The sequence below is a fragment of the Salinibacterium sp. ZJ70 genome, assembly GCF_011751865.2.
Lineage (GTDB): Bacteria > Actinomycetota > Actinomycetes > Actinomycetales > Microbacteriaceae > Homoserinibacter.
On record NZ_CP061770.1, the window covers coordinates 2004863 to 2020546 of the forward strand.

Below are 15684 nucleotides of genomic sequence, written 5' to 3' on the forward strand. Positions count from 1 at the left end.
CTCGCGTGCGTTCGTCTGCACCAACGCTACCGTCCGCGGAGGCCCTCACCTGTCCGCGCGGGGCGTTTCCCCCTGGTCTGAGGGCGGATTCGAGCGCAGGCTGAGTGGATGACCGGGTTCCGCATCGACGAGGTGCCCCTTCCGCGCGATCTCACCCAGGATCCGCACGCTGCCGACTTCATCGCGATGGTGGCGGTGCGCAACGCCTGCGAGGAGGCCGCCTACGGCACGACCGATGTGGCTCTGAGCCCTGAGCGCCTGCTCCCCGCGATGAGCGACCCGGGCGCACCCACGCGCGTGCTGCTCGCACGTGTCGACGGTCAGGTGGTGGGGCGCGCCCTCTACGAGACGCTCGCCGATGCCCCCGAGACGGCGTGGATCGACACCCTCGTGCATCCCGACGCCCGCCGACGCGGCATCGGGCGCGCGCTCGCGGATCGCGTCGAGCAGCTCGCGATCGACGGCGGGGCGCGGCAGCTGATCGTCTACACGCCGTCGCCGCGCGCCGACGGCGCGCGGCTCGTGCCGCCCACGGGCGCCGGATGGGTGCCGGCCGACAACCCCGAGGTGCGGTTCCTGCGCGCCCGTGGCTACCGGCTGGAGCAGGTGGAGCGCGCGAGCCGCCTGGAGCTGCCCGCACATCCGGATGCCGACTGGTCGCCTCTGCCTGCGGCGGTCGCCGCCGCCGGGCGCGCACTGTCGCCCGAGTACCGCATCCATGTCTGGCAGGAGCGCACCCCGCCCGAATGGCTCGACGACATCGCGATGCTCATCACGCGCATGAGCACGGATGCTCCACAGGGCGCCCTCGACGAACCGGAGGATGTGTGGGATGCCGCGCGCCTCACCGACGTCGAGCAGAAGCGCATCGACACGGGCGGCGAGACCCTGCTCACAACGGCAGCGGAACACATCGCGAGCGGGCGGCTGGTGGCGTTCACCGTGATGTTCGTGCCCGATGACGTCTCCCAGCCGATCGCTCAGGGCGACACCCTCGTTCTGCGGGAGCACCGCGGCCACCACCTCGGCATGCACATCAAGCTCGCGAACGTGAAGGCTGCGGCCCGGCGCTTCCCCGGCCACCCCTCGGTGACCACCTGGAACGCCGAGGAGAACCGCCACATGCTCGCCGTCAACGAGGCCCTCGGCTTCGAGCCGATGGGGTACGAGGGTGCCTGGAAGCGCACGCTCGCGTGACACGCATCCGGGAACGAGAAAGGCCGGAACGCGAACGTTCCGGCCTTCCGTTCCGCGGCCTCCGCGGACGTTGTGATGCGACTACTCGCGCGTGATGGCGATCATGCGCAGGATCTCGACGTACAGCCAGATCACCGTCATGAGGATGCCGAACGCGGCGGTCCACTGGTACTTCTTGTCGACGCTGTTGCGCACACCGCGCTGCACGAAATCGAAGTCGAGCACGAGCGAGTAGGCGCCCAGCACCACCGCGAGCACGCCGAGGATCACGCCGAGCGGGATGCCGAAGAGCTCGACCGAGCCGCGCATTCCGAACGGGTTGTCGTTCATGCCCGTCCAGACGCCGATCAGGTTGATGAGCGAGAAGACGCCGTAGCCGACCATCACGATGAGGAAGATCTTGGTGGCACGAGCCGAGGCACGCACCTTGCCGTTCATGAAGAGGAAGAGCGTCACGCCGACGACGGCGAACGTCGCGAGCACTGCCTGGCCGACGATGCCGGGGAACATGAACTCGAAGAACATCGAGATCGCGCCCACGAAGACACCCTGGGCCACGGCGTAGCCGAGGATGAGGCCAGGCGACGGCTCCTTCTTGAAGGTGTTCACGAGCCCGAGCACGAGGCCGGCGATCATCGCGCCGATGAAGAGGAACGGGATCGCGCCGCCCAGAATCCAACCGGCACCGGCGGAGACGAGCATGACGGCGAAGTTGAGGAGGCTGATGCGCACGGTGCCGTCGTACGTCATCGGCTCGGAGACGCGCTCCGGAGCCGACGGCAGGTTGAACTGCTGCTGCAGCTGATCGGGCGTCGGCGTCGGGATGGCGGGCACGCCGCGTCCGTTGAATGCGGGGCTGTTAGCGAAGGCCGGGTTGTTGAGGGCCATGGCGAATTCCTTTCGTCGGTCCTACCTGATCCAGATTACGGGCAAACGCCTGTGCGCCGCTGACAGGTTCGACGTGGGCGAACCCCCGGATCTCAGTGGTCGTCGCCGTCGTGGTCGTGCGCGTCGTCGATGTCCTCGGCGTCGTCGAACAGGTCGACGCTCTGCGGCGCCGAGCCGACGAACGCCACGCCGATCCCGTACTCGGAGGCGGTGTCGAGCCCGCAGTCCGCGAAGCGCAGCATCCACGTGCCGTCCGACCAGATGACGGCCTCCGGCTCGGCGAACTGCGCATCGTCCGCGAGGCGGGTGATGTCGTCTGCGGAGAGCTCTGCCGACGGCTCCCCCAGTTGCTCGCGGATGAACGCGCGCGCCATGTCTGCGACCTCATCGAAGCTCGCGACCACATCGACCGCGATCGCGAGCGTCTCGTCGCTCGGTGCGCCCGCAGGCTCGATGATCATGCTGACGGGCCGGGCGGAATCCGTCGACGTCCAGTGGGCGAAGTCGGCGGGCGACTCAGCGCGGATGAAGGTGGTGTCGCCGGCGGTCACGGTCTCGGGGAGGTCAGTCACTCCCCCAGCATGACCTACCGGCGCTCGGTGCGGGGCGATCCCGCCGCCCTCGACGCAGTGCGCCGCCCGCTCGCCGGGATTGCCCCGGCCCCGAGCCCCAGCTGGCGAACACTCCTTCAAGGTACGGCTCAATGTCCGCCACCGTCTCGGGTTCGATCGAACTCAAGCCTCTCTTGAAGGAGTGAACGACGACCGCCTCGTTCCCGATTCGTGCGACCGCCCAGGAGTGCTCCGCCGAAGTCCGGCAGGAGAACTCGACAGGGCACGGCGGCGATCGTCCCCAGAACTGCGGGCGTTTCGCACGCAGAAACAACGAGATTGCTCAGCGCGGAGGGACCCCTGTCACCGAGCACTCCACAAGATGAGAGCCCAACTCCCCGCTGCTATCACCCACGGAGCGATGAGAACCCGCCAGAAGCGCCTGGCGAGCCCGACGGACGCTATCGCCACAAGCCCGACCCCAACCAGAGCTGCAGTGGTCACCGCCTCGCCAGTCTGCTCAATGACGATCGGAACTGATTCCCCCCGCCACGTGCATTTACGCCCGGCCGGCACCGCTGTCACTTCCGCCGCGATCAACGCGCCTTCGCTTTTTTCGACACCCGTGTGATCACCGTCGACAACGCATCGATACTCCACGTTCTCGCGTGTGTCCACATATTGCGACACCACCGCGGGCACACAGAGCAGCGCACCGATGAAAGCGCCGATCAGGAGGAACCCCGCCGGGCTTTCTGTGATGTCCATGGGCGTCTCGTCGATCCGATGAAACTAGCAGGGGTAGTCCATCGGCACCGATGTCAGTCCGTCATCGGCAGAGAACCAACACTTCTGCGGCGCAGTCCAGCTCCGCCACTCCGCGAGAGCCGGGCGATGCCCAGCGGAACTGGTGGTGAGCCCCATGCCGCCGTGTTCGAGAGTCCGACCGTGTCGTCGAACCCACGCGGCGCCTCGACCACAACCATCAGCCCCTGCGGGTATGACCGCACGCGAGGCCTTCAGCGCACGCGGATGCGCTGGCAGCGCGGGCAGAAGTGGCTGCCGCGGTTCATGAACACTTCGCGCACGATCGGCGTGCCGCAGCGGGCGCAGGGCTTTCCCTGCTGCCCGTAGGCGTTGAGGGAGTGCGAGAAGTAGCCGGAGGCGCCGTTGACGTTCACGTACTGGGCGTCGAAGCTCGTGCCGCCCTCGGCGAGGGCCTTCTGCAGCACCGCCCGCACCTCGGCGAGCAGGGTGCGCATCTTCGGACGGCTGAGCACATCCGTCGGCTGGTCGTAGTGGACGCGTGAGGCCCACAGCGCCTCGTCGGCATAGATGTTGCCGATGCCCGAGATGAGCGTCTGGTCGAGCAGGGCGCGCTTGATCGTGGTGCGGCGGCGGTGCAGACGCGCGAAGAACAGCGCATCGTCGAAGTGCGGGTCGAGCGGATCGCGCGCGATGTGCGCGACGGAGACCGGGATCCGCTCCCCCGGGACGTCGGTCGTCGGCACGAGCCCATCGATCGCCATCGACCCGAAGATGCGCTGGTCGACGAAGTCGAGGCGCACGTCGCCGAAGCTCGGCTGGTGCAGGTCGAGCACGATGCGCGTGAGCTTCTGGCGCTCCGCCTGCGGCTCGCGCAGCAGCACCTGCCCGCTCATGCCGAGATGCACGACGAGCGCCTCGTCCGCGTCGATGAGCGGCATCCACAGATACTTGCCTCGACGCGACGGCGCCGCGAGCACCGCACCCGTCAGGCGCTCGTTGAAATCCTCGGACGGCCCCGGATGGCGTCGCAGCGAACGCTCGTCGAGAACCTCGACGTGCTGCACCGTCGCGCCGGTGACAGCGGGGATGAGCCCCCCGCGCACGACCTCGACCTCGGGAAGCTCGGGCATACGCGCGGGCTCAGTGCTGAGTGCGCTGCTGCAGGATCGACCACGCCGCGAGAGCCGCGGCCATCTCGGCCTGCTTCTTGCTCGTGCCGTCGCCGGAGGAGACCACCACACCGCCGAAGCCCACCTCGGCGTGGAAGCGCTTCGAATGGTCGGGACCGGAATCGGTGATCGTGTACTGCGGCAGCCCCTTGCCGAGGCGCGTCGACAGCTCCTGCAGGCTCGTCTTCGGGTCCATCGCGGCACCGAAGCGATCCGGGTCGCTCAGCAGCGGCGCGATGAGGCGCATCACGAGAGCCGTCGCGGCCTCCGGCCCCACCGACAGGTAGGCGGCGCCGATGATGGCCTCGACCGCGTCCGCGAGGATCGACTGCTTCTCGCGACCGCCCGTGAGCTCCTCACCGCGACCCAGGCGCACGAAGCGCCCCAGGCCGATGTGCACGGCGATCTCAGCGAGAGCCGCCGAGCTCACGAGGCTTGCACGCCGCTTGGCGAGCTCACCCTCGTCGACATCGGGGTTCTCCAGATAGAGCATGACCGTGACGGCCTGCCCCAGGATCGAATCCCCGAGGAATTCGAGTCGCTCGTTATGCGCGATCCCGCCGTTCTCGTACGCGTACGAGCGGTGCGTGAGCGCGAGTTCCAGCAGCTCGGGGTCTACCTCGAGCTGCAAGACCGAGTTGAGCTCGGCCAGAACGGACTCACCGTCCGGCATTGTGCTCCCGGACGGCATCGTCTCAGACGTCGGCGACCTTACGGCCCTTGTACTCCAGGTACAGGGCGGTGCCGGCCGAGTCCTCGACGACCTTCGCGCGGTGCGGAAGGCTGTAGGTGACCTTGCCGTTCGCGTCGACGGTCTTCACGAGGGCCGGAGCCGACGCCTTCCACTGCGAACGGCGGGCGTGCGTGTTGGCACGGGACTGACGGCGCTTGGGAACGGCCATGGCTGCTTCTCTTCTTTCGTGTTCGGTTTCCGCGTTCTCACGCAGTTGCCGGAGGTCTTATTCGGTGTCGGGAGCGTTTTCAGGACTGCCCGGGGGCTGGAAGCCCTGAAGTGCCGCCCACCGGGGGTCGAGCACCTCGCGCGTCTGATTTCCGGCACTGTCCGGGAACTTCTCCCCTGTCTCAGGGTCGAGTCCGGGGCAGTCCGGGCGGCAGACCGGCTGGAACGGCAGTGACAGCACCACCGCATCCCGCACGACGGATTCGAGATTCACGTGATCGTCTCGAATCGCGAAGTCGAAAGCTTCGTCCTCAGAATACGCGAAAAGCTCCTGGAATTCGACTTCGACCGGGAGCTCGATCGGGTCGAGGCAGCGCACGCACTCGCCGACGGCGTCGGTTCCGACCTCAGCACTGACGAGAACGCCGTCGTGAAGGCCCTCGAGACGCAGGTCGATCTCCATCGGCGTGCCCTGCTTCACTACGGCCACACCCTCGCCCAGCTGCTCGGGCACGTCGAACTCCAGCACGCGCTCGCGCATCTCGCCGGGGCGGTGCATCACGTCGTGAACAGGGACGTTGTACGGGTTGTTGGATGAGGACACGATCGGACAGTCTACGCGCCCGCGCGAGGGTTCTGCCGGGAGCCGGACGCGCGGCGGCAGAAGCCCGGTGGGCACCTTCGGCCCGCCTCCCAAGAGCCGAACACCTCGACGATTCCGCCGCTTGACCCTGCCACTGTGTCAGGCTCGAGCGTGGTCTCCATCATGTACACCATCGGAGAGTTCGCGGCCGCCGGCCGAGTGAGCGTGCGGATGCTGCGCCACTACGACCGCATCGGCCTGCTCGCGCCCGCCTACGTCGATCCGCGCACCGGCTACCGCCACTACGACGACGCGCAGCTCGTGACGCTGCTGCGCATCGTGGAGCTGCGGCGGCTCGGATGCTCGCTCGACGACGCCGCGGAGGTGATCGGGGCGCCCGATCATCGCGCGGCGCTGCGTGCGGTGCTCGAGCGGCGACGCAGGGAGCTGCGTTCCTCGATCCAGGTCGAGCGCGCACAGCTCGCGGCCGTCGAGTCGCGTCTCCGATCGACGGAAGGAGACAGCATGTCCGCCACAGAGATCGACTATCGGCGCATCGACTCGATGATCGTCTACGCCGCCTCGGCGACCGCACCCGGCATGGGTCCGGAGAACGTCAGCCCGGTGGTCGACGCGATCCTCGGCCCCCTGCAGGCGGCGCTCGATGCCGCGGGAGCCGCCTACGAGGAGCCCGGCGTGTTCTGGTACGAGGCAGTCCCCGACTCCGACGAGCAGCGGGTGAACGTGTCGTGGGTCGCCTCAGGCTCACCCGTCGAGGGCGAGGGCTGGGATGTCGTGGAGCTGCCGGCGATCGACCGGGCCGCCACGACCGTCTACCGCGGGCCGATGTCGGGCATCGGGGAGGCCTGGCTCGCGTTCACCGAGCGGGTGGCGGCGGAGGGCGGGCACATCGACGGCCCGTGCCGCGAGATCTATCTCCAAGCTGAGGGCCCGCAGGAGACGTGGGTGACGGAGCTCATGCTCCCGCTCACCGCGCGCTGAACCGCGCGCTGACGCACATCCGGGATGCGCTGCCGGGATGCGCGGAGGCCCCGCTCCACACGGGAACGGGGCCTCCGGATCCAGGAGACGATCAGCCGGCGACGGCCGTGAACGCCTCGTCGTAGATCGCGAGCGCGCGCGCCACCTCATCGGCCGTGACGGTGCACGGCGGGACGACGTGGATGCGGTTCTCGGCGGCGAAGGGCAGCAGGCCCCGCGCCATGAGCTCCTTCTTGAGCGCACCGATGGTGGATGCGGGAACCGGCTCGCGGGTCTCGCGGTCGGTCACCAGGTCGAGCGCCCAGAAGACGCCAGTGCCGCGCACCTCGCCGATCATGGGGTGCTTCTCGGCGAGCTTGCGCAGGCCCGGGCCGAGCACGTCGCGACCGATGGCCGCCGCGTTCTCGACGATGCCCTCCTCTTCCATGGCGTCGAGGGCCGCCACGATGGAGGCCATCGCGAGCGGGTGACCCGAGTAGGTGAGGCCGCCGGGGAACACCTGGTCGTCGAAGGTCGCAGCGATCGACTCCGAGAACACGACGCCGCCGACGGGCACGTAGCCGGAGTTGACGCCCTTCGCGAAGGTGATCAGGTCGGGAACGACGCCATCCGGGTTCACCTCGGGGTTCTGCCAGGCGAACCAGTCGCCCGTGCGACCGAAGCCCGACATGACCTCATCGGCGATCCAGACGATGCCGTACTTGTCGCACAGGGCGCGCACGCCCGCGTACCAGCCGGGCGGGGGCATGATGACGCCTGCGGTGCCAGGGATGCCCTCGAGCAGCAGCGCCGCGATCGACGATGCTCCCTCCGAGACGATGACGCGCTCGAGGTGCTGCAGGGCGCGCTCGGTCTCCTGCTCGGGGCTGTCCGACCAGAACTCGGAGCGGTACGGGAACGGCCCGAAGAAGTGCACGTGGCCACGCGCGTATTCGTTGGGAATGCGGCGCCAGTCACCCGTCGCGACGACCGCCGCGCCCGTGTTGCCGTGGTAGCTGCGGTAGGTGGAGAGCACCTTGTCGCGGCCCGTGTAGAGGCGCGCGGCGCGGATGGCGTTCTCGTTCGCGTCTGCACCGCCGTTGGTGAAGAAGACCTTGCCGAACGAGGAGCCGGACGTGGCGAGGATGCGCGCGGCAGCTTCGCCGCGTGCGAGGTTCGCTGTCGAGGGCGCGATCGTGGGAAGCACGGCGGCCTGCTCCTGGATGGCCTTCACGACTTTCGGGTGGAGGTGGCCGATGTTGACGTTCACGAGCTGGCTCGAGAAGTCGAGGTAGCGGTTGCCCTCGAAGTCCCACAGCTCGGTGCCGAGACCGCCCGCGATGACGAGCGGATCGAGGGTCGCCTGCGCCGACCACGAGTGGAACACGTGGGCCCGGTCGAGGTCGTAGGTGTGCTGGTTGGTGCTCATTATCGGTTCCTGATATCTGGTGCGGGCCGGGCGGCCCGTGCACTGTCGAGACCCAGCGTAGGGTTCCGACAGGGCGTTCAGAACCGCCCGGCTTCGCGGCGTGTTCTACTGGCCGCCCTCGGTGAGGACGACCTCGATGGGGGTGTATTCGCCGTCGATGACGACCCCCTCCTCCGCCAGCGCATCGAGCGCCTTCTGGATGTACTCGTTCGAGTACGCGGACGACGCGGGCTCCGTGGTGATGAGCTCGAGTCCGTCCTGGTTCTTGGCCGAGAGCGCACCCGCGACCGTCTTGTCCCACGCGGCCGGATCGATGAGTCCGAACGCGCCGCCGGCCCAGATGAGCTTGTTGGTCTCGTTCATCATCCAGAGCTGGTGGTTCGGGCCGACCGGGAACGCGTCGACACCGGGAGCGGTGGCGGCGTCGAACACGATCTGCGCCGACTCCTCCGGGAAGTCGCGGGCGTACACCCAGCCCTTCGTGACGGCCTGGAGGAACCGCACCGCGGCGTCCGCGTACGCGGGGTCGTCGGCGAGGCGCTGCGTGTCAGCCCACAGGGCGTCCTGGAGCATCGCACCTTCGGTGTCCTCGTAGTAGATGACGTCGAGGTCATCCATCGTGTACAGCTCGCCCGTCTCCGGGTTGACCGTCTCGAGCACCTGAGCGAGCTCGTTGTAGGTCATCGCCTGGGCGGCGTCGACGTCTCCGTCGAGGAGCGCGTTCATGGAGAAGTCCTGCGTCGTGATCGACACGGTCGTCGAGTCGAGGCCGTCGGCGGCCATCGCCGCGAAGATCTCCCACTCGTTGCCGAAGCCCCAGGAGCCGATGCGCTTGCCCTCGAAGTCGGCGACCTCGGTGAGGCCGTCGCCCTTCCAGGAGACCTGCGTGGTGCCGGATTTCTGGAAGACCTGGGCGATGTTCGTCAGTTCGACGCCGCTCGCCTCGAGCGTGCCGAGGACCTTCGGCACCCAGGCGACGGCGAAGTCGACATCACCCGCGACGAGCGCATCCTGCGGGACGATGTCGCCGCCCGACGGGACGATCTCGACCGAGTCGAAGCCGTACTCCTCGAAGTAGCCCTTCTCCTGGGCGACGAAGTAGCCCGCGAACTGGGCCTGCGGCAGCCACTGCAGCTGCAGCTTGATGGAGGTGATCGGTTCGAAGTCGCCGTCGCCTCCCGTGCCACCCGATTCGGCGGGTGCCGTGCAGGCGGTGAGGACGAGCGCGGCGGCGGTCGCCGCGGCGGCGAATCCGAGGCCGCGTGTGGTGCTGAGTCTCATGCTGTTCCCTTTCGTGATCGGTGATGCAGGTGGTGCGGTGGAGCCGATGGAGCCGATGGAGCGGGATGGAGCAGATGGAGCAGATGGTGCGGCGCCGACTAGGTCGACGATCTCCGCGTCACGAGGCGTTCGAGGAACGCGGTGACGAGGTAGAACACAAGGCCGATGAGGATGCCTCCGGCCACGTAGGCCCACGCGAGGGCGGCGCGGCCCGATTTCGCGTAGGTGGCGATCGAGGTGCCGATGCCGTCGGACGGCCCCCCGAAGTACTCGGCGACGAGCGCGGCGATCACGGCGAGCGAGCTCGCGATCCGCAGACCCGTCATGAGGTACGGCAGCGCCGTGGGAAGGGTGAGGAAGCGGAACGTCTGCCCGCTGCTCGCCGCGGATGCCCGCAGCAGGTCGCGGTGCACCGGCTGCGTCTGGCGGAGCCCGCGCAGCACGTTGATGAACACCGGGATGAACGCCGCGATCGTGGCGACCGCCTGCCGGCCGAACTGGCTCGACGCCCCGAACATCGTGTTGAGGATGGGCGTGATCGCGACGATGGGGATGACGGCGAGCGCCGCGATGAGAGGGGCCAGCATCCCGTCGATGGGGCGCGCGGCGGCCGCGAGCCCCGCGAAGATGACGGCGATCACGGCACCGACCGTGAGGCCGATGAGCGCGTTGAGCGCCGTGATCGTCATGTCGTCCCAGATGATGCCCCAGCGATTGACGAGCTCGGCGCCGATCGCGGTGGGGCTCGGGAGCATGCGCGGCGCCGTGCCGATGACGTCGACGTAGACGATCCACACGACGAGACCGAGGACGCCCACCCCGATGGGGGCTGCGATCCTCACCCATCCGGGCAGGCTCGTCTCGTTCATCGTTCGTTCGCCCTCTCCACGCGCACCCCGTGCAGTGCTTCGCGTACCGCGGTGACGTGCTCGAAGTAGGCAGGGGTCTCGCGCAGCATCTCGTCGCGCACCTCCCCCAGCGAGATGTCGATGACATCGGTGATACGGCCAGGCCGCGGGCTCATCACGACCACGCGATCCGAGAGGAACACCGCCTCGGGGATCGAGTGGGTGACGAACACGACCGCGGCGCCCGTCTCGGCGGCGATCCGGGCGAGCTCCGCCTGCAGGTACTCACGGGTCATCTCGTCGAGCGCGCCGAACGGCTCGTCCATGAGCAGGAGCTTGGGGCTCGCGGCGAGCGCACGCGCGATCGCGACGCGCTGCTGCATGCCACCCGAGAGCTGGTCAGGGTAGCGATCGATGAATTCGGTGAGCCCCACGAGCTCCGCGAGCTCTGCCACGCGCGCCTCGCGCTCGGCCTTGGCGACCTTGTGCAGTTCGAGCGGAAGCGCGATGTTGCCGCCCACGGTGCGCCACGGCAGCAGACCCGCCTGCTGGAACGCGATGCCGTAGTCCTGGTCGATGCGGGCACGCCGCGCGGGCTTGCCGAAGATCGACAGCTCGCCGCTCGTGGCCTGGTCGAGATCGGCAATGAGGCGCATGAGCGTCGACTTGCCGCATCCGGAGGGCCCGATGAGGGCCACGAACTCCCCCGCGCGCACCTCGAGGTCGACATCCGTGAGAGCGACGACGTCGCCCGCCTTCGTCGGGAAGATCTTGCCGACGCCTGTGGCCCGGACAGCGAGATCGGAATCGGTGCGGGTCATGCGACTGCCTCTCCTCTGCGGTAGTTCTTCAGCGCGAGGCCGACGAGCGCGACGGAGGCCGCCGCGACGAGACCGAGCGCGATCGATCCGAACGTCGGACCCCACGGCGCCGCGGGGTCGCTCGACGCCTGACCGGCGAGCTGGATGAGCATGCGGCCGATGCCGCCCCGCATGCCGATGGAGACCTCCGCGACCACCGCGCCGAGCACGGCGTTGGCGGCCGCGAGCCGCAGCGCCGGCAGCAGGTACGGCACGGATGCCGGCAGCCGCAGCCGCAGGAGCGTCGGCCAGTAGCCGGCGGCGTAGCTGCGCATGAGGTCGAGGTGGATCCGATCCGGGGCCTCGAGGCCTTTGAGCACGCCGATCGCGACCGGGAAGAACGCCAGATAGGAGGCGATGACGGCGACCGAGAGCCACTGCGGCCACGGGGTGCCCGCCCGGTCGATCTGGTTGCCGATCGCGTTCACGACCGGAGCGAAGGCGATGAGCGGCACGATCTGGCTCACGACCACCCAGGGCAGCAGACCCCATTCGAGCAGCCGGAATCGCTGCATGAGCAGCCCCAGCAGCCCGCCGACGATCACGCCGATGAGCCATCCGACGGCAGCGATCGCGAGTGTCGCGAACGCTGCGGTTGCGACCGAGACCCACAGCGGGGCGGTGGCGGCGCCGCTCGTCGGCTCGAAGAGCCGCGTCACCATGTCGGAGATGTGGGGCATGGCGCGATCGTGGGTGCGCGGAAGGATCATGATGCCCGATCCCGCCTGCCCCTCGACCGCGCCGATCACGACGCCGTTCGCGGGACCGAGGAACTTGTAGGCCTCCCACAGCACCATGACCGCGGCGATGCCCAGCACCCCCCACGCGGCCGCGGCCCACCGTCTCGTCATCGCTTGGCCGTGATGGTCTCGCGCATCGCAGGGATGACCGTCTCGCCGTACACCCGCAGCGTCTCCTCCTTGTTGTCGTGCTGGAGGTACCCCGCGAACTGGTGCACGCCGATCGAGCGCAGCTCTTCGAGCTTCTCGATGTGCTCGGACGCGTTCCCCAGCAGGCAGAACCGGTCGACGATCTCATCCGGCACGAAGTCGACGTGATCGTTTCCCGACTTGCCGTGGGTGTTGTAGTCGTAGCCTGTGCGCTTCGCGATGTAGTCGGTGAGCGCCTTCGGCACCGCGCCGCTCGCCCCGTACTTGGCGACGATGTCGGCCACGTGGTTGCCCACCATGCCGCCGAACCAGCGGCACTGGCCTCGCATGTGCTCCCAGTCGTCGCCGATGTAGAACGGGGCGGCCACGCAGAACGTGATCTCGTCGGGGTCGCGGCCCGCCTTCTCGGCGGCGTCGCGCACGGTCTGGATCATCCACTTGGCGATGTCGACATCCGCGAGCTGCAGGATGAATCCGTCGCCCACCTCACCCGTGAGCTTGAGCGCGAGCGGGCCATACGCGGCCACCCACACCTCGAGCTCCGAGCCCTCCGACCACGGGAACTGCAGCGTCGCTCCGTTGTATTCGACGGATCGGCTGTTGCCGAGCTCGCGGATCACATGGATCGACTCCCGCAGCTCGCCGAGCGTCGTGGGCTTGCCGTTGGTGACGCGCACCGCCGAATCGCCGCGGCCGATGCCGACGACCGTGCGGTTGCCGTACATCTCATTCAGCGTCGCGAACGTGGAGGCGGTGACCGTCCAGTCGCGGGTGGCCGGGTTGGTGACGAACGGGCCGACCTTCACCTTGCGCGTCTCGGCGAGGATCTGGCTGTAGATGACGTACGGCTCCTGCCACAGGATGTGCGAATCGAACGTCCACACGTGGCTGAACCCGTACTGCTCGGCGAGCTTCGCGAGGTGCACGGTGCGGCTCGCGGGCGGGTTGGTCTGGATGACTGCTCCGAAGTCCATTCGTGCCTCTCAGATCAGGTACTGCGAGAGTCCGCGCTTGAGGAAGCGGCCGTCGCCCTTGGCGCCGAGGTAGGTGTCGTTCTCGACGATGACCTTGCCGCGCGACATCACGGTGTCGACGTGCCCATCGATCTCGAAGCCCTCCCATGCGGAGTGGTCCATGTTCATGTGGTGCGTCTTGTCGTAGCCGATGGAGGTGTGCCCGTTCGGGTCGTACACGACGATGTCGGCGTCGGCGCCCGGCTGGATGACGCCCTTCGTGCCGTAGAGGCCGAACATGCGCGCAGGGGTCGTGCTCGTGAGCTCGACCCAGCGTTCGAGTGTCAGCTCGCCCGTGACCACGCCCTGGTACATGAGATCCATGCGGTGCTCGACGGATCCGATCCCGTTCGGGATCTTGCGGAAGTCGCCGAGGCCGAGCTCCTTCTGATCCTTCATGCAGAACGGGCAGTGATCGGTGGAGACCATCTGCAGGTCGTTGGTGCGCAGCGCCTGCCACATGGAGTCCTGGTGGCCTTCCGCACGCGAACGCAGCGGCGTGGAGCACACCCACTTGGCGCCCTCGAAGCCGGGCGCGCCCAGCTGCTCCTCGAGCGACAGGTAGAGGTACTGCGGGCACGTCTCGCCGAACACGTTCTGACCGCGATCGCGGGCGGCGGCGAGCTGCTCGACCGCCTGCTTGGCGCTCACGTGCACCACATAGAGCGGCGCACCCGTGAGCTTCGCGAGCATGATCGCGCGATGGGTGGCCTCCTCCTCCATCTCCCACGCGCGGGCGATGCCGTGGAAGTAGGGGTCGGTCTTGCCGGCGTCGACGAGCTGCTGGGCGAGCACGTCGATCACGGGCCCGTTCTCGGCGTGCATCATCGTGAGCAGACCCGTCTCGGCCGCGATCTGCATGGCCTTCAGGATCTGCGCGTCATCCGAGTAGAAGACGCCCGGGTAGGCCATGAACATCTTGAAGCTCGTGATGCCCTCGTCGATGAGCGTCGGCAGCACCGCGAGAGAGTCGGCGTCGACCCCTCCGATGATCTGGTGGAAGGCGTAGTCGATGGCGCAGTTGCCTGCGGCCTTCCTGTGCCACGCCTCGAGACCGTCCATGACCTTCGTGCCGTATGTCTGCACGGCGAAGTCGATGATCGTGGTCGTGCCGCCGTAGGCCGCGGCGCGCGTGCCCGTCTCGAACGTGTCGGATGCGGCGGTGCCGCCGAACGGCAGCTCCATGTGGGTGTGCGCGTCGATGCCGCCCGGGATCACGTACTTGCCTGTCGCGTCGACGACGGTGTCGACGCCCTGCGTGAGGTCGGTGCCGAGCAGCTGGGAGCCGGGAGCGAGGACGGCGACGATCTTCTCGCCGTCGACCAGCACATCCGCTTCTCCGCGCCCGGTGGCGGACACCACGGTGCCGCCCTTGATGAGTGTCGTTGCCATGGTGGTCTCCTTCGCGACGGGATTACGGCTTCGGGGTCTCCGTGTAGGTCTCGGGGCGGCGGTCGCGGTAGAACTGCCAGTCGTCGCGCATCTGCTGCACGAGGTCCATGTCGAGGTCGCGCACGATGAGCTCCTCGTGCTCGCCCGATCCGCGCTCGCCCACGAAGTTGCCGCGCGGGTCGATGACGTTGCTCGTGCCGTAGAAGGTGACGGCCTCGTCGCCGTACTCGTTGTCTTCGCGTCCGACGCGGTTCGGCTGCAGCACGAAGTAGCCGTTGGCGACGGCCGCCGCGGGGCCCTCGACCTCCCACAGACGGTTCGAGAGGCCGGGCTTGGTGGCGTTCGGGTTGAAGACGATGTGGGCGCCGTTCAGGCCGAGCTCGCGCCACCCCTCCGGGAAGTGGCGGTCGTAGCAGATGTAGGCCCCGACCTTGCCGACGGCGGTGTCGAACACGGGGTACCCGAGGTTGCCGGGGCGGAAGTAGAACTTCTCGTAGAACTTCTCGAGGTCGGGGATGTGGTTCTTGCGGTATTTGCCGAGGATCGTGCCGTCAGCATCGACGACGACCGCGGTGTTGTAGTAGACGCCGGTCTGCGCCTCCTCGTAGATGGGGAGGATGGTGACGATGCCGAGCTCCTTCGCGATCGACGCGAAGCGCTGCACGATGGGGCCGTCGGCCGGTTCGGCGTAGCGGTAGTACTTCTTGTCCTGTGTGATGCCGAAGTAGGGGCCGTAGAAGAGCTCCTGGAAGCACATGACCTGCGCGCCGTCTGCGGCCGCGTCACGGATGAAGCCCTCGTGCTTGTCGAGCATGGAGGCCTTGTCGCCTGTCCAGGTGGTCTGACTGATTGCTGCGCGTACGACGGTCAACTTTCATCTCCCTTGACGTTGCTTTTTGTTATCGTCGTGCGTAAACATTTCCCTCACGTTTC

17 protein-coding genes are annotated in these 15684 nt (G+C 68.0%); 2 read left to right on the top strand and 15 right to left on the bottom strand.

The annotated features are described in order from the left end of the window. Positions 1–108: 108 nt before the first annotated feature. Positions 109–1197 carry a GNAT family N-acetyltransferase gene (locus HCR12_RS09525; RefSeq protein WP_166865782.1) on the top strand — a complete coding sequence of 363 codons (1089 nt, stop codon included), beginning with the start codon at positions 109–111 and terminating at the stop codon, positions 1195–1197. 81 nt (positions 1198–1278) lie between these two features. Here HCR12_RS09525 and HCR12_RS09530 read toward each other — a convergent pair whose 3' ends face one another. The 7 genes from HCR12_RS09530 to HCR12_RS09560 form a co-directional block, all read right to left on the bottom strand. Continuing rightward, on the bottom strand, positions 1279–2085 hold the full coding sequence (locus HCR12_RS09530) for a Bax inhibitor-1/YccA family protein (protein ID WP_166865784.1): 807 nt from the start codon (positions 2083–2085) through the stop codon (positions 1279–1281). Positions 2086–2177: 92 nt separating this feature from the next. Further along, complete coding sequence (locus HCR12_RS09535; protein ID WP_191412329.1) at positions 2178–2657, bottom strand: hypothetical protein; 480 nt, start codon at positions 2655–2657, stop codon at positions 2178–2180. A gap of 342 nt (positions 2658–2999) precedes the next feature. Beyond that, positions 3000–3404 (bottom strand): hypothetical protein, encoded by a 405-nt coding sequence (locus HCR12_RS09540; protein ID WP_166865786.1) that lies wholly within the window; start codon positions 3402–3404, stop codon positions 3000–3002. 251 nt (positions 3405–3655) lie between these two features. Then, entirely contained in the window at positions 3656–4534 is an 879-nt protein-coding gene (gene mutM, locus HCR12_RS09545) for a bifunctional DNA-formamidopyrimidine glycosylase/DNA-(apurinic or apyrimidinic site) lyase (protein WP_166865789.1), read from the bottom strand. Between the two features lie 10 nt (positions 4535–4544). Continuing rightward, the gene (gene rnc / locus HCR12_RS09550; protein WP_166865791.1) at positions 4545–5246 is read right to left on the bottom strand and encodes a ribonuclease III; all 702 of its coding nucleotides are present in this window, start codon (positions 5244–5246) and stop codon (positions 4545–4547) included. 22 nt (positions 5247–5268) lie between these two features. After that, positions 5269–5475 (bottom strand): 50S ribosomal protein L32, encoded by a 207-nt coding sequence (rpmF, locus tag HCR12_RS09555; RefSeq protein ID WP_166865793.1) that lies wholly within the window; start codon positions 5473–5475, stop codon positions 5269–5271. 57 nt (positions 5476–5532) lie between these two features. Then, complete coding sequence (locus tag HCR12_RS09560; protein WP_224763403.1) at positions 5533–6078, bottom strand: YceD family protein; 546 nt, start codon at positions 6076–6078, stop codon at positions 5533–5535. Positions 6079–6213: 135 nt separating this feature from the next. Here HCR12_RS09560 and HCR12_RS09565 point away from each other — a divergent pair, with 135 nt between their 5' ends. Continuing rightward, complete coding sequence (locus HCR12_RS09565; protein WP_224763405.1) at positions 6214–7059, top strand: MerR family transcriptional regulator; 846 nt, start codon at positions 6214–6216, stop codon at positions 7057–7059. Between the two features lie 91 nt (positions 7060–7150). Here HCR12_RS09565 and HCR12_RS09570 read toward each other — a convergent pair whose 3' ends face one another. The 8 genes from HCR12_RS09570 to HCR12_RS09605 form a co-directional block, all read right to left on the bottom strand. Then, entirely contained in the window at positions 7151–8467 is a 1317-nt protein-coding gene (locus tag HCR12_RS09570) for an aspartate aminotransferase family protein (RefSeq protein ID WP_166865795.1), read from the bottom strand. A 105-nt stretch (positions 8468–8572) separates the two neighbouring features. After that, entirely contained in the window at positions 8573–9748 is a 1176-nt protein-coding gene (locus HCR12_RS09575; RefSeq protein WP_166865798.1) for an ABC transporter substrate-binding protein, read from the bottom strand. A 98-nt stretch (positions 9749–9846) separates the two neighbouring features. Beyond that, a complete protein-coding gene (locus HCR12_RS09580; protein ID WP_166865800.1) occupies positions 9847–10617 on the bottom strand; it encodes an ABC transporter permease in 771 nt (256 codons plus the stop codon). Next, positions 10614–11417, bottom strand: coding sequence for an ABC transporter ATP-binding protein (locus HCR12_RS09585; protein ID WP_166865803.1), 804 nt, complete (start codon positions 11415–11417; stop codon positions 10614–10616). Before HCR12_RS09585 ends, HCR12_RS09580 begins: the two co-directional genes overlap by 4 nt. After that, entirely contained in the window at positions 11414–12307 is an 894-nt protein-coding gene (locus HCR12_RS09590) for an ABC transporter permease (RefSeq protein WP_166865805.1), read from the bottom strand. Before HCR12_RS09590 ends, HCR12_RS09585 begins: the two co-directional genes overlap by 4 nt. Beyond that, on the bottom strand, positions 12304–13320 hold the full coding sequence (locus tag HCR12_RS09595; RefSeq protein WP_166865807.1) for a TIGR03842 family LLM class F420-dependent oxidoreductase: 1017 nt from the start codon (positions 13318–13320) through the stop codon (positions 12304–12306). The genes HCR12_RS09590 and HCR12_RS09595 overlap by 4 nt, the downstream gene beginning before the upstream one ends. Before the next feature lie 9 nt (positions 13321–13329). Further along, positions 13330–14751, bottom strand: coding sequence for a dihydropyrimidinase (hydA, locus tag HCR12_RS09600; protein ID WP_166865809.1), 1422 nt, complete (start codon positions 14749–14751; stop codon positions 13330–13332). 22 nt (positions 14752–14773) lie between these two features. After that, positions 14774–15622 carry a nitrilase-related carbon-nitrogen hydrolase gene (locus tag HCR12_RS09605; protein ID WP_166865811.1) on the bottom strand — a complete coding sequence of 283 codons (849 nt, stop codon included), beginning with the start codon at positions 15620–15622 and terminating at the stop codon, positions 14774–14776. Positions 15623–15684 lie beyond the last annotated feature (62 nt).

What these genes read in the sequence shown, in the direction of transcription:
- HCR12_RS09525 (WP_166865782.1), top strand. Translation starts at nt 109, where the DNA reads ATGACCGGGTTCCGCATCGACGAGGTGCCCCTTCCGCGCGATCTCACC.
- HCR12_RS09530 (WP_166865784.1), bottom strand. Translation starts at nt 2,085, where the DNA reads ATGGCCCTCAACAACCCGGCCTTCGCTAACAGCCCCGCATTCAACGGA.
- HCR12_RS09540 (WP_166865786.1), bottom strand. Translation starts at nt 3,404, where the DNA reads ATGGACATCACAGAAAGCCCGGCGGGGTTCCTCCTGATCGGCGCTTTC.
- mutM (WP_166865789.1), bottom strand. Translation starts at nt 4,534, where the DNA reads ATGCCCGAGCTTCCCGAGGTCGAGGTCGTGCGCGGGGGGCTCATCCCC.
- rnc (WP_166865791.1), bottom strand. Translation starts at nt 5,246, where the DNA reads ATGCCGGACGGTGAGTCCGTTCTGGCCGAGCTCAACTCGGTCTTGCAG.
- rpmF (WP_166865793.1), bottom strand. Translation starts at nt 5,475, where the DNA reads ATGGCCGTTCCCAAGCGCCGTCAGTCCCGTGCCAACACGCACGCCCGC.
- HCR12_RS09570 (WP_166865795.1), bottom strand. Translation starts at nt 8,467, where the DNA reads ATGAGCACCAACCAGCACACCTACGACCTCGACCGGGCCCACGTGTTC.
- HCR12_RS09575 (WP_166865798.1), bottom strand. Translation starts at nt 9,748, where the DNA reads ATGAGACTCAGCACCACACGCGGCCTCGGATTCGCCGCCGCGGCGACC.
- HCR12_RS09580 (WP_166865800.1), bottom strand. Translation starts at nt 10,617, where the DNA reads ATGAACGAGACGAGCCTGCCCGGATGGGTGAGGATCGCAGCCCCCATC.
- HCR12_RS09585 (WP_166865803.1), bottom strand. Translation starts at nt 11,417, where the DNA reads ATGACCCGCACCGATTCCGATCTCGCTGTCCGGGCCACAGGCGTCGGC.
- HCR12_RS09590 (WP_166865805.1), bottom strand. Translation starts at nt 12,307, where the DNA reads ATGACGAGACGGTGGGCCGCGGCCGCGTGGGGGGTGCTGGGCATCGCC.
- HCR12_RS09595 (WP_166865807.1), bottom strand. Translation starts at nt 13,320, where the DNA reads ATGGACTTCGGAGCAGTCATCCAGACCAACCCGCCCGCGAGCCGCACC.
- hydA (WP_166865809.1), bottom strand. Translation starts at nt 14,751, where the DNA reads ATGGCAACGACACTCATCAAGGGCGGCACCGTGGTGTCCGCCACCGGG.